The 18930-nt window shown below is 64.1% G+C and carries 19 protein-coding genes; 8 read left to right on the top strand and 11 right to left on the bottom strand.

Features of this window, described 5'->3' with window-relative positions:
* Window positions 1-62: 62 nt before the first annotated feature.
* Entirely contained in the window at window positions 63-1307 is a 1245-nt protein-coding gene (locus DU505_RS17650; RefSeq protein WP_114480297.1) for an ABC1 kinase family protein, read from the top strand.
* 313 nt (window positions 1308-1620) lie between these two features.
* Entirely contained in the window at window positions 1621-3438 is a 1818-nt protein-coding gene (locus DU505_RS17645) for an SEC-C domain-containing protein (RefSeq protein ID WP_114480296.1), read from the top strand.
* A gap of 45 nt (window positions 3439-3483) precedes the next feature.
* Here the strand turns inward: DU505_RS17645 and DU505_RS17640 are convergent, their stop codons facing one another.
* Window positions 3484-4851 carry an AmpG family muropeptide MFS transporter gene (locus DU505_RS17640; protein WP_114480295.1) on the bottom strand — a complete coding sequence of 456 codons (1368 nt, stop codon included), beginning with the start codon at window positions 4849-4851 and terminating at the stop codon, window positions 3484-3486.
* A gap of 167 nt (window positions 4852-5018) precedes the next feature.
* Here DU505_RS17640 and rfaH point away from each other — a divergent pair, with 167 nt between their 5' ends.
* From rfaH to DU505_RS17620, 5 genes are all read left to right on the top strand, one after another.
* Complete coding sequence (rfaH, locus tag DU505_RS17635; protein ID WP_114480294.1) at window positions 5019-5558, top strand: transcription/translation regulatory transformer protein RfaH; 540 nt, start codon at window positions 5019-5021, stop codon at window positions 5556-5558.
* Between the two features lie 74 nt (window positions 5559-5632).
* Window positions 5633-6139, top strand: coding sequence for an FKBP-type peptidyl-prolyl cis-trans isomerase (locus tag DU505_RS17630; RefSeq protein ID WP_114480293.1), 507 nt, complete (start codon window positions 5633-5635; stop codon window positions 6137-6139).
* Window positions 6140-6284: 145 nt separating this feature from the next.
* Window positions 6285-6401 carry a cytochrome c oxidase subunit CcoM gene (gene ccoM, locus DU505_RS23005; RefSeq protein ID WP_281271464.1) on the top strand — a complete coding sequence of 39 codons (117 nt, stop codon included), beginning with the start codon at window positions 6285-6287 and terminating at the stop codon, window positions 6399-6401.
* A gap of 154 nt (window positions 6402-6555) precedes the next feature.
* Window positions 6556-7038 carry a hypothetical protein gene (locus DU505_RS22945; RefSeq protein ID WP_245948045.1) on the top strand — a complete coding sequence of 161 codons (483 nt, stop codon included), beginning with the start codon at window positions 6556-6558 and terminating at the stop codon, window positions 7036-7038.
* The gene (locus DU505_RS17620; protein ID WP_245948042.1) at window positions 7035-8180 is read left to right on the top strand and encodes a GGDEF domain-containing protein; all 1146 of its coding nucleotides are present in this window, start codon (window positions 7035-7037) and stop codon (window positions 8178-8180) included. Before DU505_RS22945 ends, DU505_RS17620 begins: the two co-directional genes overlap by 4 nt.
* Before the next feature lie 119 nt (window positions 8181-8299).
* On the opposite strand, the gene DU505_RS17615 is transcribed toward DU505_RS17620, so the two are convergent.
* The 7 genes from DU505_RS17615 to DU505_RS17585 form a co-directional block, all read right to left on the bottom strand.
* Window positions 8300-8743, bottom strand: a complete 444-nt coding sequence (locus tag DU505_RS17615; RefSeq protein WP_114480292.1) for a group I truncated hemoglobin — start codon at window positions 8741-8743, stop codon at window positions 8300-8302.
* A 20-nt stretch (window positions 8744-8763) separates the two neighbouring features.
* Entirely contained in the window at window positions 8764-9630 is an 867-nt protein-coding gene (locus DU505_RS17610) for a DUF3034 family protein (protein ID WP_245948041.1), read from the bottom strand.
* 10 nt (window positions 9631-9640) lie between these two features.
* Window positions 9641-11974, bottom strand: coding sequence for a putative bifunctional diguanylate cyclase/phosphodiesterase (locus tag DU505_RS17605; RefSeq protein ID WP_114480291.1), 2334 nt, complete (start codon window positions 11972-11974; stop codon window positions 9641-9643).
* 9 nt (window positions 11975-11983) lie between these two features.
* Window positions 11984-12661 (bottom strand): methylamine utilization protein, encoded by a 678-nt coding sequence (locus tag DU505_RS17600; RefSeq protein WP_114480290.1) that lies wholly within the window; start codon window positions 12659-12661, stop codon window positions 11984-11986.
* An 88-nt stretch (window positions 12662-12749) separates the two neighbouring features.
* The gene (locus DU505_RS17595) at window positions 12750-13421 is read right to left on the bottom strand and encodes a lytic transglycosylase domain-containing protein (RefSeq protein WP_422667059.1); all 672 of its coding nucleotides are present in this window, start codon (window positions 13419-13421) and stop codon (window positions 12750-12752) included.
* 8 nt (window positions 13422-13429) lie between these two features.
* Window positions 13430-15151, bottom strand: coding sequence for a proline--tRNA ligase (locus DU505_RS17590; protein ID WP_114480289.1), 1722 nt, complete (start codon window positions 15149-15151; stop codon window positions 13430-13432).
* A 241-nt stretch (window positions 15152-15392) separates the two neighbouring features.
* Window positions 15393-15986 (bottom strand): GNAT family N-acetyltransferase, encoded by a 594-nt coding sequence (locus tag DU505_RS17585; protein WP_114480288.1) that lies wholly within the window; start codon window positions 15984-15986, stop codon window positions 15393-15395.
* A 142-nt stretch (window positions 15987-16128) separates the two neighbouring features.
* Here DU505_RS17585 and DU505_RS17580 point away from each other — a divergent pair, with 142 nt between their 5' ends.
* Entirely contained in the window at window positions 16129-16563 is a 435-nt protein-coding gene (locus DU505_RS17580) for a hypothetical protein (RefSeq protein ID WP_114480287.1), read from the top strand.
* 67 nt (window positions 16564-16630) lie between these two features.
* On the opposite strand, the gene DU505_RS17575 is transcribed toward DU505_RS17580, so the two are convergent.
* Genes DU505_RS17575 through DU505_RS17565 form a run of 3 tightly spaced genes read right to left on the bottom strand, consistent with a single transcriptional unit; the run spans window position 16631 to window position 18927 of the window.
* Window positions 16631-17521 (bottom strand): N-acetylmuramoyl-L-alanine amidase, encoded by an 891-nt coding sequence (locus DU505_RS17575; RefSeq protein WP_114480286.1) that lies wholly within the window; start codon window positions 17519-17521, stop codon window positions 16631-16633.
* Between the two features lie 3 nt (window positions 17522-17524).
* The gene (locus tag DU505_RS17570; RefSeq protein ID WP_114480285.1) at window positions 17525-18283 is read right to left on the bottom strand and encodes a DUF3307 domain-containing protein; all 759 of its coding nucleotides are present in this window, start codon (window positions 18281-18283) and stop codon (window positions 17525-17527) included.
* Complete coding sequence (locus DU505_RS17565) at window positions 18280-18927, bottom strand: hypothetical protein (RefSeq protein ID WP_114480284.1); 648 nt, start codon at window positions 18925-18927, stop codon at window positions 18280-18282. Before DU505_RS17565 ends, DU505_RS17570 begins: the two co-directional genes overlap by 4 nt.
* Between the last annotated feature and the right edge of the window lie 3 nt (window positions 18928-18930).

The raw sequence follows: 18930 nt of genomic DNA, 5'->3' as shown, positions 1-18930 counted from the left end.
AGTTGTACAATTGCTGTATCATTGTTTTGTTGTTTCAAGGCAACCGGAAGGGGAGCGGTGATATGCGCGAACGCGGAAGAACACGGCGCTTGCTAGGGCTTGGTGCCCGCACGGGTGGCGCCGTGATTCGCACGCGCCTCGGCGGTCAGGCCGACTGGCGCGCACTGGGCGAAGCACTGTTCGAGGGGCTCTCCGAACTGAAGGGGCCGGCGATGAAGCTGGCTCAGATCATGGCGCAGTGGGATGACCTGCTGCCGCCCGATCTCGTCGACGAACTGGCGCGTCTCCAGCGCCAGGCCGAGCCCATGCCATGGGAGGGCATCCGGCGTACCCTGGTCGAGCAGTACGGCGAGTTGGACACCCACTTCCGCGAGATTGAACCCAGGCCCTTTGCCAGTGCCTCCATGGGGCAGGTGCACCGGGCAATCACCCACGATGGTGAGACGCTGGTGCTCAAGGTGCAATACCCGGGGCTGCCCGAGATCCTCGAGGGCGACCTGGCGCAGGTGCGGCGTATCATGCGGCTCGGACGTTGGCTCAAGGTGCCTCAAGCCCGGCTCGATGCGCTGTTCGAGGAACTTGCCGCCAGCCTGCGCAGCGAACTGGACTACCAGGCCGAGGCGCGTGCCCTGGCACGCTACCGCGAGCGCTATGCGCATCTCGACGGCCTGGTGATTCCCGAACCGCTGCCCGATCTGTCCGGTCCACGGGTGTTGGCCATGCGCCACGTGGGCGGTACGCCCCTGCGTGAACTGGAGCTCGGAGACGACGCCACGCGCCAGCGCATCGCCACGACGCTGGCCGATTGGCTCACCGAGGAACTGTTCGCCCATGGCGAGCTGCATGCCGACCCCCATGCCGGCAATTTTGCCGCCGACGAGCAGGGGCGTCTGGTGATCTATGACCTTGGGGCGGTGATACCGGTGGCGGATGCCCACTTGAAGGCGATGATGGCGCTACTCGATGCCGCACTGGCCAACGATCCCATGGCCATGGACGACGCCCTGCGCCAACTCGGCGGACGCCAGGGACAGGGGGCGCCCCTGGCGCTGTACCGCGAGGCCGCCGAGGCGGTAGTGCCGCTGTTTCAGCCGGGCGTGCAGGACTTTGCCGACGTACGGATGCATCGTCGGCTACGGGAGCTCAGCCCCAAGGTGTGGGCCGCCATGGATCGCCTGCAGCCGCCGGCAGACATCCTGCTCCTGTCGCGCACCCTCAACGGCCACTACTGGAATCTCGTGCGTCTTGGCGCAAGGCTGGACATGCACTCCCGTACCCGGCCGCTGCTGGAGTGGGCGCGGGGCTGAGGAAACACTGCACAAATGACTGTGCGAGCGAATCGCTGCGTTGCGCGGTGCTCGGAATCCTCACATATACCCCATATGCTCCGGTTGACTCGCAGCCTTCGGCTTCTCGCCCCTTCGGGGCCAGCCTCCGGCTGTTTGTCGCTTCGCTCGGTTCTGTGCTCCGTGCGCCTTGCGCTTCATCTCGCTCGTCGATTTGTGCAGCATTTCCCTGAGGGGCGACCCAAGGCCAGGTGTTTGAACATGCATTTGCAACCCACATGAAACGGCGCTTCCCTGTTAGAATATGCGGCTTTCGGGATTGGCGGAGACTGCGATGCTGGCAGTATGGGTGGAACAGCTTCTGGGCTTTGCCTCGGGGGCACTGACGGCGATCCGTGAGGACGAGCAGTATCCGGCATTTATGGCCTGGGCGCGTGAAGAGGGGGCCGTCCTGATGGGCGGCGACTTGGCTATGGCCCAGGCATTGGCTCCCGAGCTGTGGTGTCAGACCCCGCTCGAACGTGCCGACTTTGCCTGTGAGCCCCTGGCGCGCCCGGGGCGCAATGAACCCTGCTGGTGCGATTCTGGGCGCAAGACCAAGCACTGCTGCGGTGCGGTGGCGATGCCTGCCGACGTCCCCGACCATCTGATGTGGATGTTGTCGCTGCGTGACTGGAAGGGCCCGACCCTCAAGGCCGCCTTGAACAGCGGGCGTGCGCCTGCCCAGGCTCTGCTCGAGGCCGGCCTGATCGCCGCCGAGACCGGCCAGCGTGGACGCGCCCAGCAGATCCTTGAGTCGCTGTTTCATCGCGGCGACTGGTCGCGGCTGCCGGTACAGGCCGAACCGGCCTTCGAGCTGCTGATCGACCTCTACCAGGAGCGTGGCTTCAACCGCAAGCGAGCCGACCTGCTCGATGAGGTGCTTGATCGAGGCCCGCTGTTCCTTCGCGGCGTTGCCCTGGAGCGTCTCTGCCTGATGCACCTGGACAGCGACGACCTGGACAGCGCCCGGGAGGCTTTCGTGCGTGCCCAGCAGGCGCTGCCCGACTCGCCCACCCTGGCCTATATCGAAGCCATGCTGCTGCTTCACGAAGGCCACGAGCAGGAGGCTGCTGAGCGTGCACGCTTCTGGTTCCGCCGCCTGGAGCGTCAGGGCGAGCTGGAGCCCGACCAGCTTCAATTCCTGGCCGACCTGGCCGAAAATCCAGGCGCGACTCTGGCCGATCAGTTGCTCAACGCCGAGGAGGATCTGGCCGAGCCACTGGCAGCGTTGCAGGCCCTTCTGGCCGAGCTGCCGCCTGCACCGGGGCTTGATATCCGCCACAGCGCGGAAGGTGAGCTGGAATATCACAGCAACGCTCGGGAGGACACGCTCTTTGCCGCCTGGCAAGTGCATTTCGAGGTGGCTGTCGATGAGGAGAGTGCGCTTGGCTTCGAGGGTGATCCCTGGGGCGAAGCCGGTACCTGGCTGCACCAGCTCTGCGCTCACCCCGAATGGCTCGATTCACCCCGTGTCGTCCAATCCCTGGCGCTGGCGCTGACCAGCCGCTTCGGCAGCCTTCCATGGATGTCCCCTAGCCTGTTCGAGCCGCTTGCCGACCGCCTGGAGCGATGGCTTGAGCGCATCCGTGGCGAGGGTGACGGCCCCTTCCTGTGGGACAGTGCCGACAATGCGGTGCTGTTGCGTACCGGTTTGGCGCTGGTGGTGGGTATGGAGCGCGGTGCCCGGGAGCGGTCGCGCCGGTTGGCCGAACGGCTACTGACGCTCGACGACCAGGACAGCCTGGGGCTGCAGGAGCTGGTCCTCGACCAGCTCCTGCGTGAAGGGCGCGACCGGGAAGCGCTGGAGTTGACCGAGACCCGGCGTGAAGAGGCGCCAGTGCTGGGCATGCTGATGGGCCGCGCGCTGGCTTTCTATCGCCTTGCGCAGAAGGAAGAGGCCGAGGTGGTGCTGCAGGAGGTGGCCGATCACAACGCCCACGCCCTGGCCATGCTCTGTGCCGAGAACCCTCGCCCGGTGCCCACGGGGCAGGATAGCGTCGCCGAGCCGGGAACCCGCGCCGAAGCCTGGCAGTACCGAACCCTGATGCGCGACCAGTGGCGCGCCACGCCCGGCGCCCTGGCCTGGCTACAGACCCATCTCTCACGTTGACCGGGGGCCGGCTCGGGGAGGCCCGTGCCGTTCACCTCTCGGATGTCAGGCGGCCGGGGCCGATGGACGCGGTACCAGCTCCTGGTCGCGACTGATCCAGATCGCCAGTGCGATGGCCGGTAGCCCCAGCGCCGTAGCGATGACGAAGAAGGTGGCGTAGCCCTCCGCGGCCACGACCAGACCGCCAAAACCACTCAGGAACTTGCCTGGCAGGGTCATCAGCGACGAGAAGAGTGCGTACTGAGTCGCTGTGTAGGCCCTCGATGTCAGGCTCGACAGGAAGGCGATGAATACCGCGCTGGCCAGGCCATTGGCCAGGTTGTCGCCGACGATGGCCATGACCAGCATCGGCAGGCTCTGGCCGGCCAGAGCCAGGGCGGCGAACAGTAGGTTGGTCAGGGTCGCCGCGGCTGCGCCGAGCACCAGTATCGGCCCGATACCGTAGCGTGCCACCAGTAGTCCGCCCAGGATGCCGCCGCTGATGCTCATGGCGATACCGAAGACATTGGTGACATTGGCGATGGTGGCCAGCGAAAAGCCCAGGTCTATGTAGAGAGGGTTGGCCATGGAGGCCATGGCGAGATCGCTGATGCGGAATACCGCAACGAATACCAGCAGCCATAGCGCCTTGAGGCGGTGGCGCGACAGAAAGTCGGTGAAGGGGCAGACCACCGCGCCGATCAGCCAGGCACCCAGGCGGCGCAGGTGACGCGGCTGACCGCGGCTGGCACGAATGAAGGCACGTACCCGGGGTTCATGTATCAGTTGGGTCGTCAGTGACAGTCGCTCCGGCTCGGGGCGTATCAGTACCGTGATCACGCCGATGCCCACCAGGGCGGCCATGGTGAGGTAGGCGGCTTCCCAGGAGATCCACGATGCCACGTAAAGGGCGCCGGCGCCGGCGGCCAACAGGCCGCCGCGATAGCCGATGATGTAGGTCGATGCCATGGCAGCCTGGATATCATCCGGGGCGGATTCAATGCGAAAGGCATCGATGGCGATGTCCTGGGTGGCCGATCCGAAGGCAACCAGCAGGGCGAAGGCGGCCACCAGCATCAGGTTCTGATTGGGATCGAGGCTGGCCAGCCCGATGAGGCCAGCGGCTATCATGGCCTGGGCCAGCAGCATCCAGCCACGCCGTTGGCCGAACCGGCGAGTCAGCACGGGAAGGGCCAGGCGGTCGACAATGGGTGCCCAGAAGAATTTGATTGAGTAGAGGATCCCGATCCAGGAGAAGAAACCGATTGCCGCGACCTCCACCCCGTCACTGCGAAGCCAGGCGGAAAGCGTCGAAAACACCAGCAGGAAAGGCAGCCCGGCGGAGAAGCCCAGAAACAGCATGGTGATGACGGGGGCGCGTAGATAGATGGCCAGGGCGGAACGCCAGCTGCGGCGGGCGATAGGGGTGGACATTCGGTATGCCGCTCCTTGTGGCTCGGTGGCCTTGTGGGGCCGCCCGATGACGGTCAACAATGTTAGAATGGCCACCGCTCGGCGGGGCGAGCGGTATGCAACGGCTGGTCGATTGTTGCAGAGCCCCGGCAGCGATACCAGCAGGATATCCCGATCAGGAGCCCTTCATGAGCGATTCCGAACGCCCACCGGTCGATGTCGAGGATGACCAACCGCGCTGGTATGTCATCCAGTGCAAGGGGGGGGAGTCCTTTCGTGCCGCCGAACACCTTGGGAACCAGGGCTACGACCTCTTTCACCCGGTGCTGGAGGTGCAGAAGAAGCGTGGCGGCAAGCTGGTCTGGTTGGATGAACCGCTGTTTCCCCATTACATCTTCATTCGCCTGGATCGTGTGGCCAGCAACTGGCGACCGATTCGTTCCACTCGCGGCGTACTGAGGATCGTCACCTTTGGTGACAAGCCGCTGCCGGTAGAGGATGCCCTGGTCGAGACGCTTCGCGAAAAGGGGGTCGAAGACCAGAATGCCACCGCCAATGTCTATTTTCGCGCTGGCGAGATCGTCGAGATCACCGAGGGTCCGTTCAAGGACCTGCAGGCAGTCTTCGCCAGCCACAAGGGCGAGGAGCGTGCCATTGTGCTGCTCAACCTGTTGAACCGTCAGCAGCAGCTGGTGATGCCCGTGGCCCAGTTACGTCCCCAGGGCTGAGCTTCCGGGATCGCTGGTTGCGCTTGCTTGCCAGGTGCTAGTGTCGAATCTGATACCTCAAGGAGAAAGCCACCATGACAATTGCCCCGCAGCGGGTCGTGACGCTGCACTATGTGTTGAGTGACGAGCAGGGCACCGTACTCGATGACTCGCGGGCCCGATCGGCACCGCTGGAGTACCTGCATGGTCATGACAACATCATGGCCGGGCTGGAGCGTGCCCTGGAGGGCCAGCAGGAGGGGGCTCAGCTGACGGTGGCCCTGGCGCCCGACGAGGCCTATGGGCTGCGTAACGAGGCACTGGTGCAGGAGGTGGGACGCGCCGCCTTTCCCATGGATGACCTGGCCCCGGGGATGCGCTTCCAGACCGCGGGCGATGATGGTCCGCAGGTCGTCACCATCCTGGATGTCAGTAGCGACACGGTGCGGATCGACACCAATCATCCCCTGGCCGGACGCACCCTGCACTACCGGCTCGAGGTCCTCACGGTGCGTGAGGCAAATCGTGCCGAACTGGCCAAGGGCCACCCTCTGCCGCCGGATGTCGACCCCTCCCAGGTCGAGGACCGCAAGCTCCCCTGAAGCCGAAAGGCTCAGAAAACTGACCTGCATCAAATTCGGGATCATGCTGGATAGCGGGTAGATGCAAAATTGATACAGGTCAGTTTTCCCCCGGCGTTGCCGCGCTACAGTGCAGTCATCGCATCGGAGACGGGGAGAGAACACCATGTACTGGGATGACGCAGTAATTTTCGGGCTGGTCACCGTCGCGATGATGATCGCATTCATGGCAGGTTGGGTCGGCTTCGTAATCCGCGACCATCATCGCAAGAAGAAGCACTGAGCCAAGCTGCACAGCAAGTCGTCAGGGGAGGGGGGATTTTATCCCCCCAGTAGCCGGCCCGTTTGGGCCGGCATTTTTTTGTTCGTGATAAACTCTGTCAGAATGTCGAAACAAAAAGAAACCAGCGTACCAATCTGCAGGACGGAGGCAGCCCATGTCATCTTCGCGATCCTTTATCTCTCTGGCTGCCTGGTTGGCAGCCGGCATGCTGCTGTCGACGACCGTCAGTGCGGTCAGCCACGATCAGCTTGTCTTGCAGCACAATGGAGAGGAAATCCTTCTCTCCGTCGATGAGCTTCGCGAGCAGGCCGATGTCGAGTTCACTTTCTTTGATCCCTATCTGGCAGAAGAGGTCGAGATACGCGGCCTGGTCTTTCGTGACCTGCTGATCCAGCATTTCGGGGGTGTGCCGGAGTCGTTGCACTTTTACGCCTGGGATGATTATGACGTCGCCCTCGGCGGCTGGAACGATGACAACTGGATCCTGGTCACGCATCAGGATGGTGAGCCCCTGGCACTGCGTGACCGGGGCCCGGTACGGCTGGTCGAGCGCGACTACGGTGACCGGGATCCTGCGAACCTGCGCAACTTCAACGACTGGGTGTGGATGATCAAGCGCATAGAGGCGGTGCCGTGAAGCCGGCACCTCACTGGAAGCGGCATCTGGGTTGGCTATGGCTCAGCCTGATGAGCTTTACGCTTCTGGTGCTGCTGATTGCCTACCAGACCCGCTGGGTCTATCCCGAGATACACGCTTATTTCAGCCAGGCCGGCAACTTGACCGGACAGCAGCTTGCGACCCGTTCCCGTGACTACCTGCAGGAGAGCCTGGATCTCCTGCTGCTGGATCCGCTGGACGCGGGGAACCGGCAGCGGGCGCATTTCCAGATGGAACTGGCCTACAGCCTCTTCGATATCGGCCTGTATCGCAACGAATATAGCTGTACGCAGCCGAGCCTGGCCGCCCTCGATGAACTGAAGGTGAAGCTACGCTCGGGAGAGAGTGTGCTGGTTGGTGACCTTCGTAATAGCCTGCTTGGCCCGATTCGCTGTCTCACCGAAATCGAGATGCACCAGTTGGACCGGCGCAGCAGCGTCACGTCAGCCTTCGTTGAAGACACGCGTCGGCACCAGGGGCAGGTATTGTTCGGTAGCGTGGTGATCTTCGCCCTTGGCCTGGTCTTCTGGTGGATGCACGAGCGACACCGGCGCAGTGCCGAGCGTGCCACCCGGGAGAGCCTGGAGTGGATGACGCGGGCGCTCAGCGACCCGCTGACAGGCGCAGGCAATCGCAGCGCACTCCATCAGGATGTGCTGGCCTGCGAGGGTCAACCCATGGGGTTGATTCTGATCGATATCGACTTCTTCAAGCAGTACAACGACAGCCTGGGGCACCCTGACGGGGATAAGCTGTTGCGAAATCTGGCAGAGCTCATCGACGAGACGTTGGGTGGACAGGCGCGACTTTATCGCATGGGCGGCGATGAATTCGCCGCCCTGTTCGACTGTGCCGACGATGGTGTGTTGACCGGGTACTGTGAGCGGCTGGTGGCTGGCCTGCGCGAGGCGGCCCTGCACCACCCTGACCATCCCAGCGCCGCCACCGTCACGCTCAGCGTTGGGGCGGCTCGCTTCATCGCCGGGCAGGCCGGTTTCGATGCCGGCTATGCCGCTGCGGACCAGGCCCTGTACCGCGTCAAGGCCGGAGGACGCAACGGGTGGCAAGTGGCACAAGTGAAGGTGGTCTCCAGCAGCGATCTGAACCTCGAGGAAAGCTGATTCCAGCGACGTCGACGTCAAGAGATTGCGCTGCCAGCGCATTATCTGGCCCCGAGTCCGGCCCGCTCAACCGCGAAACTGCTAGCCTCAGTGGCAGAGCAGCCGTTGTGAGAATGGCGTCAGTGGGCCGGTGGCGATTGTCGCCGCATGATCTCGCCGTGCAAGGGAGCCAGGCGCCCCAACAGCCTGTTGCGCGCGCCCAGTAGAACCCCTTCGGCAATCAGCGCTTGTTCCATATGCCCAACAAGACGATTGAAGTCGGCGTTAGTGATACCCATGTGCTGATGGGCACGATCCATGGGCGGGCCGTCGTAATGACAGGGGCCGTCGGCCAGGTCGCACAGTTGCTGTTCCAGCGATGCAGCGAAGTGGTCGATGTTGGTGTTGGTGAAAAAGCCGACGAGGGTGGGATCATCGGCGATGCGATACATCAGGTTCTCGACGGTGGCTTCAACTCCTGGCCGACCTCCCAGTGCGTCGTATAGGGTGGCGTGGTCTGCACGCTGGCCGCAGCCGGCGAGCAGCAGTGTCGTCATGGCCAGGGCGAGTACCAAACGTTTCATTTGAGTTTCCTCCAAACGTCTCAGAGCGCGAACTGAAGCGACAAATAGCCGCCGTGCTGGTGTTCGAGTCCGGCGATTGCACCCAGATCCAGCACGGCACCGGTCAGCGACAGCTGCGGGCTGAAGAAATAGGCAGTGTAGAGGCTGCGCCAATCGTCCTCGCGGGCGAAGCTCAGATTATCCGGCTTTTGACGATACTCGGCGCCGATAATCCATCGAGGCGTGAGAAAAAGGCCAACCGAGCCCTCCGCGACCAGCGTGCGACCCGGCTCGAGATCGCCGCCGAAGCCGAGCAACCCGCCCTGGTTGGCGCGGGTGGAACGCAGTGTCAGGTTGAGCAGCAGGTTGCGCTCGGCCAAGGCGGCGAACACTAGCTTGCTGCCGCTGAGATAAATGTCATTACCCTGAACGTCGTGTGCTCCGATCACCCGCGGCAGGCTTCCATCATCCAGGCGCTTGTGCTGCACGCCGAGGCTCCACACGCCCCAGGGGTGATACAGCAGGTCACCGAACAGTCGCAGCTTGGCTCCCGCGATCTGCTGTTCGAGTCGACCACCCAGGGTATCGAGTGCCAGGTGCTGGTGTGCCAACGAGAGTTCCAGACGGTCATGCACGTTCAGCGCTATGCCTCCCGCTGTCAGGGTGTAGTCGCTCAGGGGGGCGGTGCTGATGAAAGCGGTCGCTGCCAACTCGCCTTCGCTGGCGCTGCCGGCCAGTACTCCCCATGGCGACAGGCCGCCACCGGCGGCTCCTTCGATCTGGCTGACGCCGCCGGTGGCGAGTAGGCGGCTACCGGCCAACGCCTGGCCGGCGAACAGGCAAAGGGCGATGACAAGCAGTGCATCGCGAATCATCCTGGCCATGAACAAGAAGGGAGAAGTCATCATTCGGCGCACCTCATGGAGGCGTGGTGAAGGGGAAGGGAGCATTATCAACCAGCCATTCGAGCACTTGGTCGGCAGCCAGGGGGCGGGCAATCCAGTATCCTTGGAGGAAGTCGCAGCCGTATTCGCGCAGCAGTGTGGCGCTGGCGGCATTCTCGACCCCTTCGGCCACGATGCGTAGCCCCAGGCTATGCCCCATCTCGATGGTAGAACGCACGATTGTGGCGTCATCTTCTTCGCTATCGAGTTTGAGGATGAAGGACTTGTCGATCTTGAGCTCGCTTACCGGCAGCTGCTTGAGCTGTGCCAGCGAGGAATAGCCGGTACCAAAGTCGTCCACGGCAATCGTCAGGCCAGCCTGGCGCAGGCGGTTGAGTGAATGGCTGGCCAGGATCGCGTCCTCCATGACGGCACTCTCGGTGATCTCGAGTGCCAGCTGGTCGGCTTGCAGGCCATGGTGGCGCATGTGGTTGAGCAGCAGGTCGACCAGGTCGGTATCGCCGAGGTCCGCGGCGGAGAGGTTGATCGCCACGGAGAGGCGCTGTCCCTGGCACTGCCAGGCGGCAAGCTGGCTGCATACGGCGTTGAACATCCAGCGGCTCAACGGCCGAATGTTTCCTGAGCGCTCGGCCAGGGTGATGAACTCATCGGGCGGAATAAAACCGAGGGAGGGGTGCTGCCAGCGCATCAAGGCCTCGAATTCCACCACCTCACCGCTACTGGCATCGATCTTGGGCTGGTAGACCATGTGCAGCTGATCGCAGGTCACGGCGCTCTGCAGGTCGCGAATCAGAGTGAGCTGGCGCAGGTGCTCCTCGTCCTGGCCCTCGAGGTAGCGTTGATGGCTTTGGTGTCGAGCACTCGCCGCATGCAGGGCGATATCGGCCCGGCGCAGCAGCAGGTCGACGTTGTTGCCATGGTCAGGGTAATTCGCTTCGCCAACGAGCAGGTTCGGATGGATTGGCGATCCATTGAGGTCGATGGGTTGCGAAAGCCCTGCCAGAAGTGACTCGACCCAGCGGTCATCGCATGCCGAGACATCGACCACCAGCAGGAATTCGTCGGTTCCCAGGCGGTAGGCGTTGCGCACGGGGGACGGAAGGTCTCTGAGCCGCTGGGCCAGGGTGATCAGCACGCGATCGCCAAGGGCGTAGCCAAAGGTGTCATTGATGCGCCGAAAATCGAGTATCTCCATGCGTAGCAGGCTGAACCGGGTCTGCTGGCGGACCAGAACCTCGATATCATCCTGGGCCGAGCTGCGATTGGGCAGACCGGTAAGCCGGTCATGGCGGGACTGATGCAGCAGGCTCTGCTCGCGCTGGCGAATGTCTTCCTGCATGGAGAGCAGCGTACCCGCCAGAAGGCCTATCTCGCCATGCGGGGTTACATCCACGCTTTTCAGATTCTGTCCCCGACCGATATTCCTGGCGGCATCGGCCAGTACGCTCAAGGGGTGGCTCATGCTTCTTGCACTCCAGGCCGCCAGGGCCGCCGTTAAGAGCAGGATCACGGCGATAACGCCACCCAACTGCCACTGCAGATCGCGATAGGCGCCGAGGAGGCTGGAGCGGGATGCCTGGACGACCGCATAGGTTTGGTTGCCGGCATCACTTTGCAGGAGCCGTGCACGAGTAAGGTAGCGATCGTCCTCGGTGAAGGCGCTCGTCTGAAGGAAGCGCCCGGAGTCGAGCTCGGCGGTGAGTCGTTGGAGGGCCGCGGCGTCGAGGTCCTCCCGCGACGAAACCCGGTGCCCCGGTCCACCGCTGCTATTCCGGTGGGTGATGAAACTGATGTCCAATCGGGTCAGGGCGTGGATCTCGCTGGCCAGTGTCTGGTCGATCATGAAACCCATGCCGACCCAGCCGATCAGGTTGGGAGCACGGACCGGCAACAACACGAACTCGTAGGGCTTGCCCTCCTGAATAACGACCTCGACGGCTGCACCCGTCTCCCGAGCCTGCTCCCAAAGTGTGGGAAAGGGCATTGCCGTTCCCTGGGGGTGGTGGCTGCTAGCCAGCAGCGTGCCGTCGAGGTCGCCGAGCAATACCATGTCGGCACCGGCGCGATCGCCGTGATTGGCGAGCACCGACTGCAGCGTGCCGGTGTCCCGGGTGGCGACAGCACTCTTGAAGCCGAAGTCATTGGCGAGGATCTCGACGTTGCCTTGCAGGAATCGGCCGCGCTCGTCGAGCACCTGTTCGAGGACGCGGAGCCCGACGCCCAGGTCGCGATTCCCTTTTTCCAGCGCATCCTGGGTGATCGCGCGAAGGAGGGCACCGCCGGTGACCAGCTGTGACACCACCACAACCAGCAGCATGACCACCAATAGGCGCAAGCGGAATGTCATATCGCCATCTCAGTTCTGCTCGGCGTGCTGTTGGGCGGCATCGCGAAAGCGCTGCTGCAGGGGGGAAAGCGTCTCTGGCGGCGGCGGCGTTCCCTCGAGCGACAGCGACACCGTCAGTGACTGACCGAACGCCACGCTGCCTTCCCACCATTGCTGGTGCGTATCCGAGAGCTGAGGATGCCAGACGCGCACATCGTGGCTGCCTGCGGGCAAACCGACGAACTCGGCCACGCCATCGTCGGCGGTGACGGCGACATGCAGGGCATCGCTGACGACGATGAAGGCCTGCATCTGATCATGAATGTTGCAGCCCAACACCACGACACCGGGACGGTCGAAGTGCACCGGAGGCGGTGTCTCTTGCAGATAGAGCTCAAGGTCGAAGACCTTTGCCGGGGAAAATGAGTAGACGTGATGCCGGGTGGTGTCGCGATTGGGAAAGCTCACTGCGCTGCCGGTAGGAATGACCGAGACGTGGGGGTGGAAGGCCGCGTCACGCTGCATGACCTCGGCAGACTGCGTCGGCTCCGCTGTACCGGTCTGGATCTCGACCACGGCATTCTCAAGAGGGTCACCGCTGTCCGCATCGATGATGACGATGCGGGTGGCCTGTGCGGCCGGGGCCAGCATTCCCAGGCAAAGAAACAGCCAGGCGGCTCGGGCGAGTGTGCCGCGCAGGTGGGTCATGGAGCGCTCCTATGGCTGGGAATCGTCGGGGCATGTTGCCTATCCCATATCGGCAGGTACGCCTGGAATCTTGAACAGGGGCTCAGGTTCAGCGAGCAATCCACCAGTGGCTGCGCCAGGCGGCCATTACCCGTTCCGGATACCAGGTCTTGCCCAGGCTGCCGTTGTAGCGGGCAAGCGCCCTGGTGAGATCACCGCGCTCCACGGCCAGGTAGTGGGCGAGGATGGTGCTGCCGTAGCGCAGATTGAGCCAGGGGTCCTTGAGCTCATCCGCCGGGCGGCCGAGTTCGCGAATCCAGAAGGGCATGATCTGCATCAGGCCCACGGCGCCGGCCGAGGAGACGGCATCGGCACGAAAGGCGCTTTCCACCTGGATCACCGCCAGCACGATTTCCGGCGCCAGGCCGGCCAGCCGTGACTCGTGATAGATTCGGCCGAGCATCTCCTTGCGCAGTGCGGCGTTTGAGACGTAGCGGGCCAGACGCGGCTCCATCTCGTTCATCCACTGGCGTGCTGCCCATACCGACTCCGCGGGCAGCTCCGCCGTGGTAACCGCGTCTAGGGTCGCCCGCAGCGAAGGGGGGATGTCCGGCAGCACCTGAACCCGGGGCTCCATCGGCAAAGCATTCGCGGGAAGCGTGTTCGGCGACAGCTCGCCGAGGAAACCCGTCTCATCGACGCCGGCCCCTTCGTTCGCCTGGGCGCCGCCGCCTGGCAGGGCGATCAATCCGACCATCAGCCAGGCGGCAAGTGTCGGCACGTCCCAGCCTAGCCTTCAATCCGCTGGCGCAGGAACGCGAGGATACTGTCCGCCGGCACCATGGTCGCTTCGCTGTCGCGTCGCCCCTTGTACTCCAGCTCGCCGTTGTCCAGGCCCCGGTCGCCCACCACCAGGCGGTGGGGAATGCCGGTCAGCTCCTGGTCGGCGAATTTCACGCCTGGGCGCAGGTCGCGATCGTCCAGCAGCACGTCGAAGCCGGCGGCGGTGAGTTCGGCATAGAGACGCTCGGACTCCTCGCGAACCCGCTGCGACTTGTGGGCATTCATCGGCACCAGGGTAAGGTGGAAGGGGGCGATGGCGTCGGGCCAGATGATGCCGTTCTCGTCGTGATTCTGTTCGATGGCGGCGGCCACCACGCGGGTCACGCCGATGCCGTAGCAACCCATCCAGGGGTGGGCGGCGCGGCCAGAGTCGTCGAGCACCGTGGCGTTCATGGCTTCGGAGTACTTCTTGCCCAGCTGGAAAACGTGGCCCACCTCGATGCCGCGCTTGATGGAGAGCGTGCCCTTGCCATCCGGCGAGGGATCGCCCTCGACCACGTTGCGCAGGTCGGCAACCTGGGGCAGGGACGCATCACGCTCCCAGTTGATGCCGAAGTAGTGCTTGCCATCGACGTTGGCGCCGGCGCCGAAGTCGCTCATCAGCGCCACGCTGCGGTCGATGACGATCGGCATGTCGAGATTCACCGGGCCCAGCGAGCCCGGACCGGCACCCACCACGGCACGGATCTCCTCCTCCGTGGCCATGGTCAGCGGCTCGGCCACTTCGGGCAGGTTTACCGCCTTGATCTCGTTGAGCTCGTGGTCGCCACGCACCAGCAGGGCGATCAGCCCGCCCTCGGCGGCGCGCACCATCAACGTCTTGATGGTCTTCTCGATGGGTAGACCGTGCTGCTCCACCAGGGCAGCGATGGTCTTGGCGTTGGGCGTGTCGACCAGGCGCAGCGCTTCACTTGGCGCGGCGCGCTCGGGATTGGAACCCAGCGGCGCCGGCAGGGCTTCGGCCTTCTCAATATTGGCGGCGTAGTCGGACTCGTTGGAGAAGACGATGGCGTCTTCGCCGGAGTCGGCCAGCACATGGAACTCGTGGGAGTCAGTGCCGCCGATGGCGCCGGTGTCGGCCAGTACGGGACGGAAGTCCAGGCCCAGGCGGGTGAAGATGCGCACATAGGCATCGTACATCGCCTGGTAGGTCTCCTTCAGGGAGGCCTGGTCGATATGGAAGGAGTAGGCGTCCTTCATGATGAACTCGCGGGAGCGCATCACCCCGAAACGCGGGCGAATCTCGTCGCGAAACTTGGTCTGGATCTGGTAGAAGTTGGCCGGCAGCTGCTTGTAGCTTGCCAGCTCGCGGCGCATCAGGTCGGTGATCACCTCTTCATGGGTGGGGCCGACGCAGTAGTCGCGCTCATGGCGGTCCTTCAGGCGCAGCAGCTCGGGGCCGTACTGTTCCCAGCGGCCGGACTCCTGCCACAGCTCGGCGGGCTGCACCGCTGGCATCAGCACCTCCTGTGCACCGGCGCGGTCCATCTCCTCGCGCACGATTCGCTCCACCTTGCGCAGCGTGCGCAGGCCGACCGGCAGCCACGTATAGAGGCCGGAAGTGAGGCGGCGGATCATGCCGGCGCGCAGCATCAGCTGGTGGCTGATCACTTCGGCGTCGGCGGGTGTTTCCTTCAGGGTGGCGATCAACAGTTGGGTGGCGCGCATGGGTCCGGCGTTTCCTTCCAGCATGGGCTTGACATGAGTCGGTGTGCCGCGACGAGCGGCGTTCGGGGCATTGTACGGGCAACGGGTAGCGGCGGCAAAAGAGTGAGCTGGTGAACAGGCGAGGAGCGCCGAGGACAGGCCGAAGAGGAGGTCATTTGCCATGGATGGCAAATGTAGCGCCCAGGGAGGGGTTCACAGCGCCTCCTCGCAGGCCTGTCGTCGGATCAGCTCCGGGCGAATATCATGCCAAAGACTTCAGCCAGAACACCATCGGCTTGTCGGTCTCCTCGGGCTCGCCGACGTCCTTCCAGTGGAAGGTGGTGGCGAGCTCTGGGTGGCGCTCGTAGCCCCGCGAGCGCCAGAAGCCGTGCAGTGGCACGTAGCCTTCGGGTTTCAGCGGGTGGTTGTCGGGGCGCTCCACGGCACAGAAGGCCACGGTCGAGAAGCCACGCTCGGCGGCATGCCGTTCCCGGGCCTCCATGAAGGCCTTGCCGATGCCGCGGCCACGGTAGTTCGACAATAGCACCGACTCGCCATAGTAGAACACGCTGCCGATATCGAAGCCGGCCCGCTCGAAGGGCGCGCGGAACGCTGCCATGTCGTCGGCCAGCGGCATGCCGGTGGATGCCCCCACCAGGGCGTTGCCATCGAAGGCCAGCACGAACAGGCTCTCGGGGCACTCCGCATAGCGGCGCAGGTAGTCGGCCTCATAGGTGAGGTCGCCGTCGTAGAGATAGGGAAAGTCGCGGAAGACGCGAATTCTCAACCGGGCCAGGTCGTCGAGATAGGGCGTGATGGCGCTCCCCTGGCAGGTACTGATGGCGATCTCGGCCATGGGTGCCTCCGTGAAAATGCTAAACGCTTGTATGAAGAACGGCTATGGTAGACTCGCTCCGATTCTGCCTCTCGGTGCCCTGTGCAGCAATGCCACGGTAGCGATGACATCCCTATCCGGAGATCCTGTCATGAGCCCAGCCATGAAGCCCAGGCTTCGTCGCACCCTGAACGGCCTGGTGGTCGGTATCGCCATCACGGCGCTGTCAGGCTGCGGCACCCTTTTCCACCCCGAACGAAAGGGGCAGATGGACGGACGCATCGACCCCGTGGTGGCCATCGCCAATGGCGTGGGCTTGCTGTTCTTTATCCTGCCTGGGGTGATTGCCTACGCGGTGGACTTCTCCAACGGCACCATCTATCTGCCCGGCACCCAGACCGCCGGTGTGGATGCGATGCCGCTCGACAAGGATATGGATGTCGCCGCCCTGGAACTGCTGCTTTCCGAGAAGACCGGCAAGGCGGTCAGCCTCGATAGCGAGCTGCTCCTGGTCGAAGAGGTCGATTCACTCGATGAGGCCCTGGCCCTGGTGCGCATGTCCGGCATCAACGACAGTGAGCGCCTGGCGACCATGTAACGGTCGGCCTTGCGCCAATAACGTCGAGCCAGAAACGCCACCCCAGGGTGGCGTTTTGCTATCGGGGCTACAGTCCCGAGAGTTCATCGGGTCGATAGCGTGCCAGCAGTGCCCAGAGGATTGCAGCGGTCTCGGCATCGGGCAGGCCGCGATAGTCACGGGGACGAAAGCGCATCTGAAAGGCGCGCAGTACCGCGCGAGTCTGTGCATCCAGCTCGTCGCTTACCACCAGTGGATAGCCCCAGGCCTGGAGTGCCGCCTGCAGCGTGGAGAGCTCGGGCAGCGCCTGATCGAACCGTTCGCGATAGCGTGACACGGTGGCGCCTTCGGGCCACACGCCGATACCCGCTTCGTACAGGGCATGCCAGGGAAACGCCGGGCCCGGGTCGATCTTGCGCGTTGGCGAGATATCCGAGTGGGCTACCACGTCGGTGGGGTGAATGTTGTGACGCTCGATGATATCCCGCGACAGGGCGATCAGCGCCTCTATCTGTGCCTCGGGGTAGGGCGCCCAGTGGATCGCTGTAACGCTTTCCGGGTCGTGCTCCAGCGCCCGCTCTACGTCGGCGTAGGGGCGGTCGGGCCCGGTATTGACGATCTCGATGCCGATGGACGTGTCGTTGATATTGGTACGCTGCTTCCAGGCGCTGGCGCCGGCGTGCCAGGCACGGCGCTCTTCGTCCACCAGTTGGTAGACCAGCGGCTCGCCGGCCCGTTGGCGAGCCGGGAGCGGCAGCACGTAATGGCTGCTGACGTGGGGTCCGGTCAGGGTCGCCAGCGATTCGGTCTCGTCCACATCGGTGTAGTGCATTACCAGATGGCGTACCCGGCTATTGTGGGACGGCGCCACATGGCTGTGGTCCACCACATAACCCTTGCGTTGTTCGAGCGGCCGGGGGCTCGCACAAGCAGCCAGCAGCAGGGCCAGGGATGCAATGACGACACGCTTGCGCCACATGGTTCAGCTCTCCAGCAGCAGTCTGAGCGTCAGGCCCAGGACCAGGGTTGATGCCACGCTTACCAGAGTGCCCAGCAGCACGTACTCCGTGAGCTTTCGATCCTTGAATTCCCGCAGGTCGCCGTAGCGCAGCACTGACTTGGCGGCGAGCAGGAAACCCACCGCGGTCAGCTGGTCGAGCAGCACCAGGGAGAGCACCAGCAGGCGCTCCAGCATACCGATTCGAGCACCGGCCTGGGCCAGGGTGCCGGTATCCTCGAGTTGGCTGCTCCAGCGCTTCATTATCATGGCGATGGCGAACGAGAAGGGGCGCGTGACGATCAGGTAGGCGGTGGCCACGCCCAGCACCGTCGGTGTGAGCAGCCAGGCACCGAGCGCTTCGAGTGGGGCCAGGCTGCCGAGCCAGGCCAGCCACAGCGCGAACAGCACCAGCAAATGCAGCAGTTGGTCGAGCAGGAACCAGCGTAGCCGGCCGGCAGGCAGCGTTGCCTTGCCCAGGTCGATCAGCCAGTGGCTGACGGCCACCGCTGCGGCACCGGCAAGCGCCGCCAGCGGGCCGCGAGAAATGGGCAGGAGCCAGGCGGCTACCACCAGCACCAGGACAGTCAGGCCGGCGTGTACCAGCACGTGGTAGAGCAGGTGACGTGAGCGGTGCAGCCTGAGTATGCGGTCTTCCACCCAGTGGCGCGGCTGCAGCAGGAAGTCGCCGACCAGGTGGGCCAGCACCAGCCCCATCAGCAGGGAGAGATCGTTAGGGTTCATCGGCGTTTATCCTTTTCCGCCAGCCGCTCGTTCAGGTAGGCCAGGGTGTCGGCCAGCAGCGGCCAACGAGCGGCACGCAGCCGCTTGTGCACGCTGGGCTGACGGATACCCAGTTGATCGGCCATTGCCTGCTGGGAGGTCTCGCTCTCCAAGCTGAGCCTGACCACCTCGGCCGAGTAGCGCGACCAGCTTGCCACCATGTCGTCCATATAGCGCATCAGCAGGGCCAGGCTGCCGTCGTCGACGTCGTCCAGCAGTGCCAGCGACAAGTGCGAGCTGCCCTCGCTCAAGGCATCCAGATCGTGGCCGGAGCGCACGAAGGGCTCGCTATCCGCCGTGGCAAGCCGGCTGTTTCCCGGCCAGCTTGCCGGCCCTACCGCCACCGCAATGCGGGCGTCCCAGCGCTGGTCGGCCTCGGAGTGCTCGATCAGCGCCGCGCGCAGGGCGATAGCCACTTCCATGGCGACTGTCGCCTTGGGTAGGGCCAACTGGAAGCCGTCGCCGCGGAAGCGTTCGCTGCGACCATCATGTCGGGCGGCCAGTTTGGCCAGGGTTTGGTCCAGTAGTGCATAGAGCCGCTGGCGATCCTCGACCTTGCGTGAGTCGATCACATCGCCGGTCAGCACGGCGATTCGCTGGGTCATGGC

This window comes from Billgrantia montanilacus (assembly GCF_003336675.1).
Classification (GTDB): Bacteria; Pseudomonadota; Gammaproteobacteria; order Pseudomonadales; family Halomonadaceae; genus Halomonas; species Halomonas montanilacus.
Note: the sequence above shows the minus strand (reverse complement) of the source record. Positions and strands in the feature narration are given on the sequence as shown.

What these genes read in the sequence shown, in the direction of transcription:
- DU505_RS17570 (WP_114480285.1), bottom strand. Translation starts at nt 18,283, where the DNA reads ATGAACCCTAACGATCTCTCCCTGCTGATGGGGCTGGTGCTGGCCCAC.
- DU505_RS17565 (WP_114480284.1), bottom strand. Translation starts at nt 18,927, where the DNA reads ATGACCCAGCGAATCGCCGTGCTGACCGGCGATGTGATCGACTCACGC.
- DU505_RS17615 (WP_114480292.1), bottom strand. Translation starts at nt 8,743, where the DNA reads ATGAAACGTTTGGTACTCGCCCTGGCCATGACGACACTGCTGCTCGCC.
- DU505_RS17575 (WP_114480286.1), bottom strand. Translation starts at nt 17,521, where the DNA reads ATGTGGCGCAAGCGTGTCGTCATTGCATCCCTGGCCCTGCTGCTGGCT.
- DU505_RS22945 (WP_245948045.1), top strand. Translation starts at nt 6,556, where the DNA reads ATGTCATCTTCGCGATCCTTTATCTCTCTGGCTGCCTGGTTGGCAGCC.
- DU505_RS17585 (WP_114480288.1), bottom strand. Translation starts at nt 15,986, where the DNA reads ATGGCCGAGATCGCCATCAGTACCTGCCAGGGGAGCGCCATCACGCCC.
- rfaH (WP_114480294.1), top strand. Translation starts at nt 5,019, where the DNA reads ATGAGCGATTCCGAACGCCCACCGGTCGATGTCGAGGATGACCAACCG.
- ccoM (WP_281271464.1), top strand. Translation starts at nt 6,285, where the DNA reads ATGTACTGGGATGACGCAGTAATTTTCGGGCTGGTCACCGTCGCGATG.
- DU505_RS17650 (WP_114480297.1), top strand. Translation starts at nt 63, where the DNA reads ATGCGCGAACGCGGAAGAACACGGCGCTTGCTAGGGCTTGGTGCCCGC.
- DU505_RS17580 (WP_114480287.1), top strand. Translation starts at nt 16,129, where the DNA reads ATGAAGCCCAGGCTTCGTCGCACCCTGAACGGCCTGGTGGTCGGTATC.
- DU505_RS17630 (WP_114480293.1), top strand. Translation starts at nt 5,633, where the DNA reads ATGACAATTGCCCCGCAGCGGGTCGTGACGCTGCACTATGTGTTGAGT.
- DU505_RS17605 (WP_114480291.1), bottom strand. Translation starts at nt 11,974, where the DNA reads ATGACATTCCGCTTGCGCCTATTGGTGGTCATGCTGCTGGTTGTGGTG.
- DU505_RS17610 (WP_245948041.1), bottom strand. Translation starts at nt 9,630, where the DNA reads ATGATGACTTCTCCCTTCTTGTTCATGGCCAGGATGATTCGCGATGCA.
- DU505_RS17645 (WP_114480296.1), top strand. Translation starts at nt 1,621, where the DNA reads ATGCTGGCAGTATGGGTGGAACAGCTTCTGGGCTTTGCCTCGGGGGCA.
- DU505_RS17590 (WP_114480289.1), bottom strand. Translation starts at nt 15,151, where the DNA reads ATGCGCGCCACCCAACTGTTGATCGCCACCCTGAAGGAAACACCCGCC.
- DU505_RS17600 (WP_114480290.1), bottom strand. Translation starts at nt 12,661, where the DNA reads ATGACCCACCTGCGCGGCACACTCGCCCGAGCCGCCTGGCTGTTTCTT.
- DU505_RS17640 (WP_114480295.1), bottom strand. Translation starts at nt 4,851, where the DNA reads ATGTCCACCCCTATCGCCCGCCGCAGCTGGCGTTCCGCCCTGGCCATC.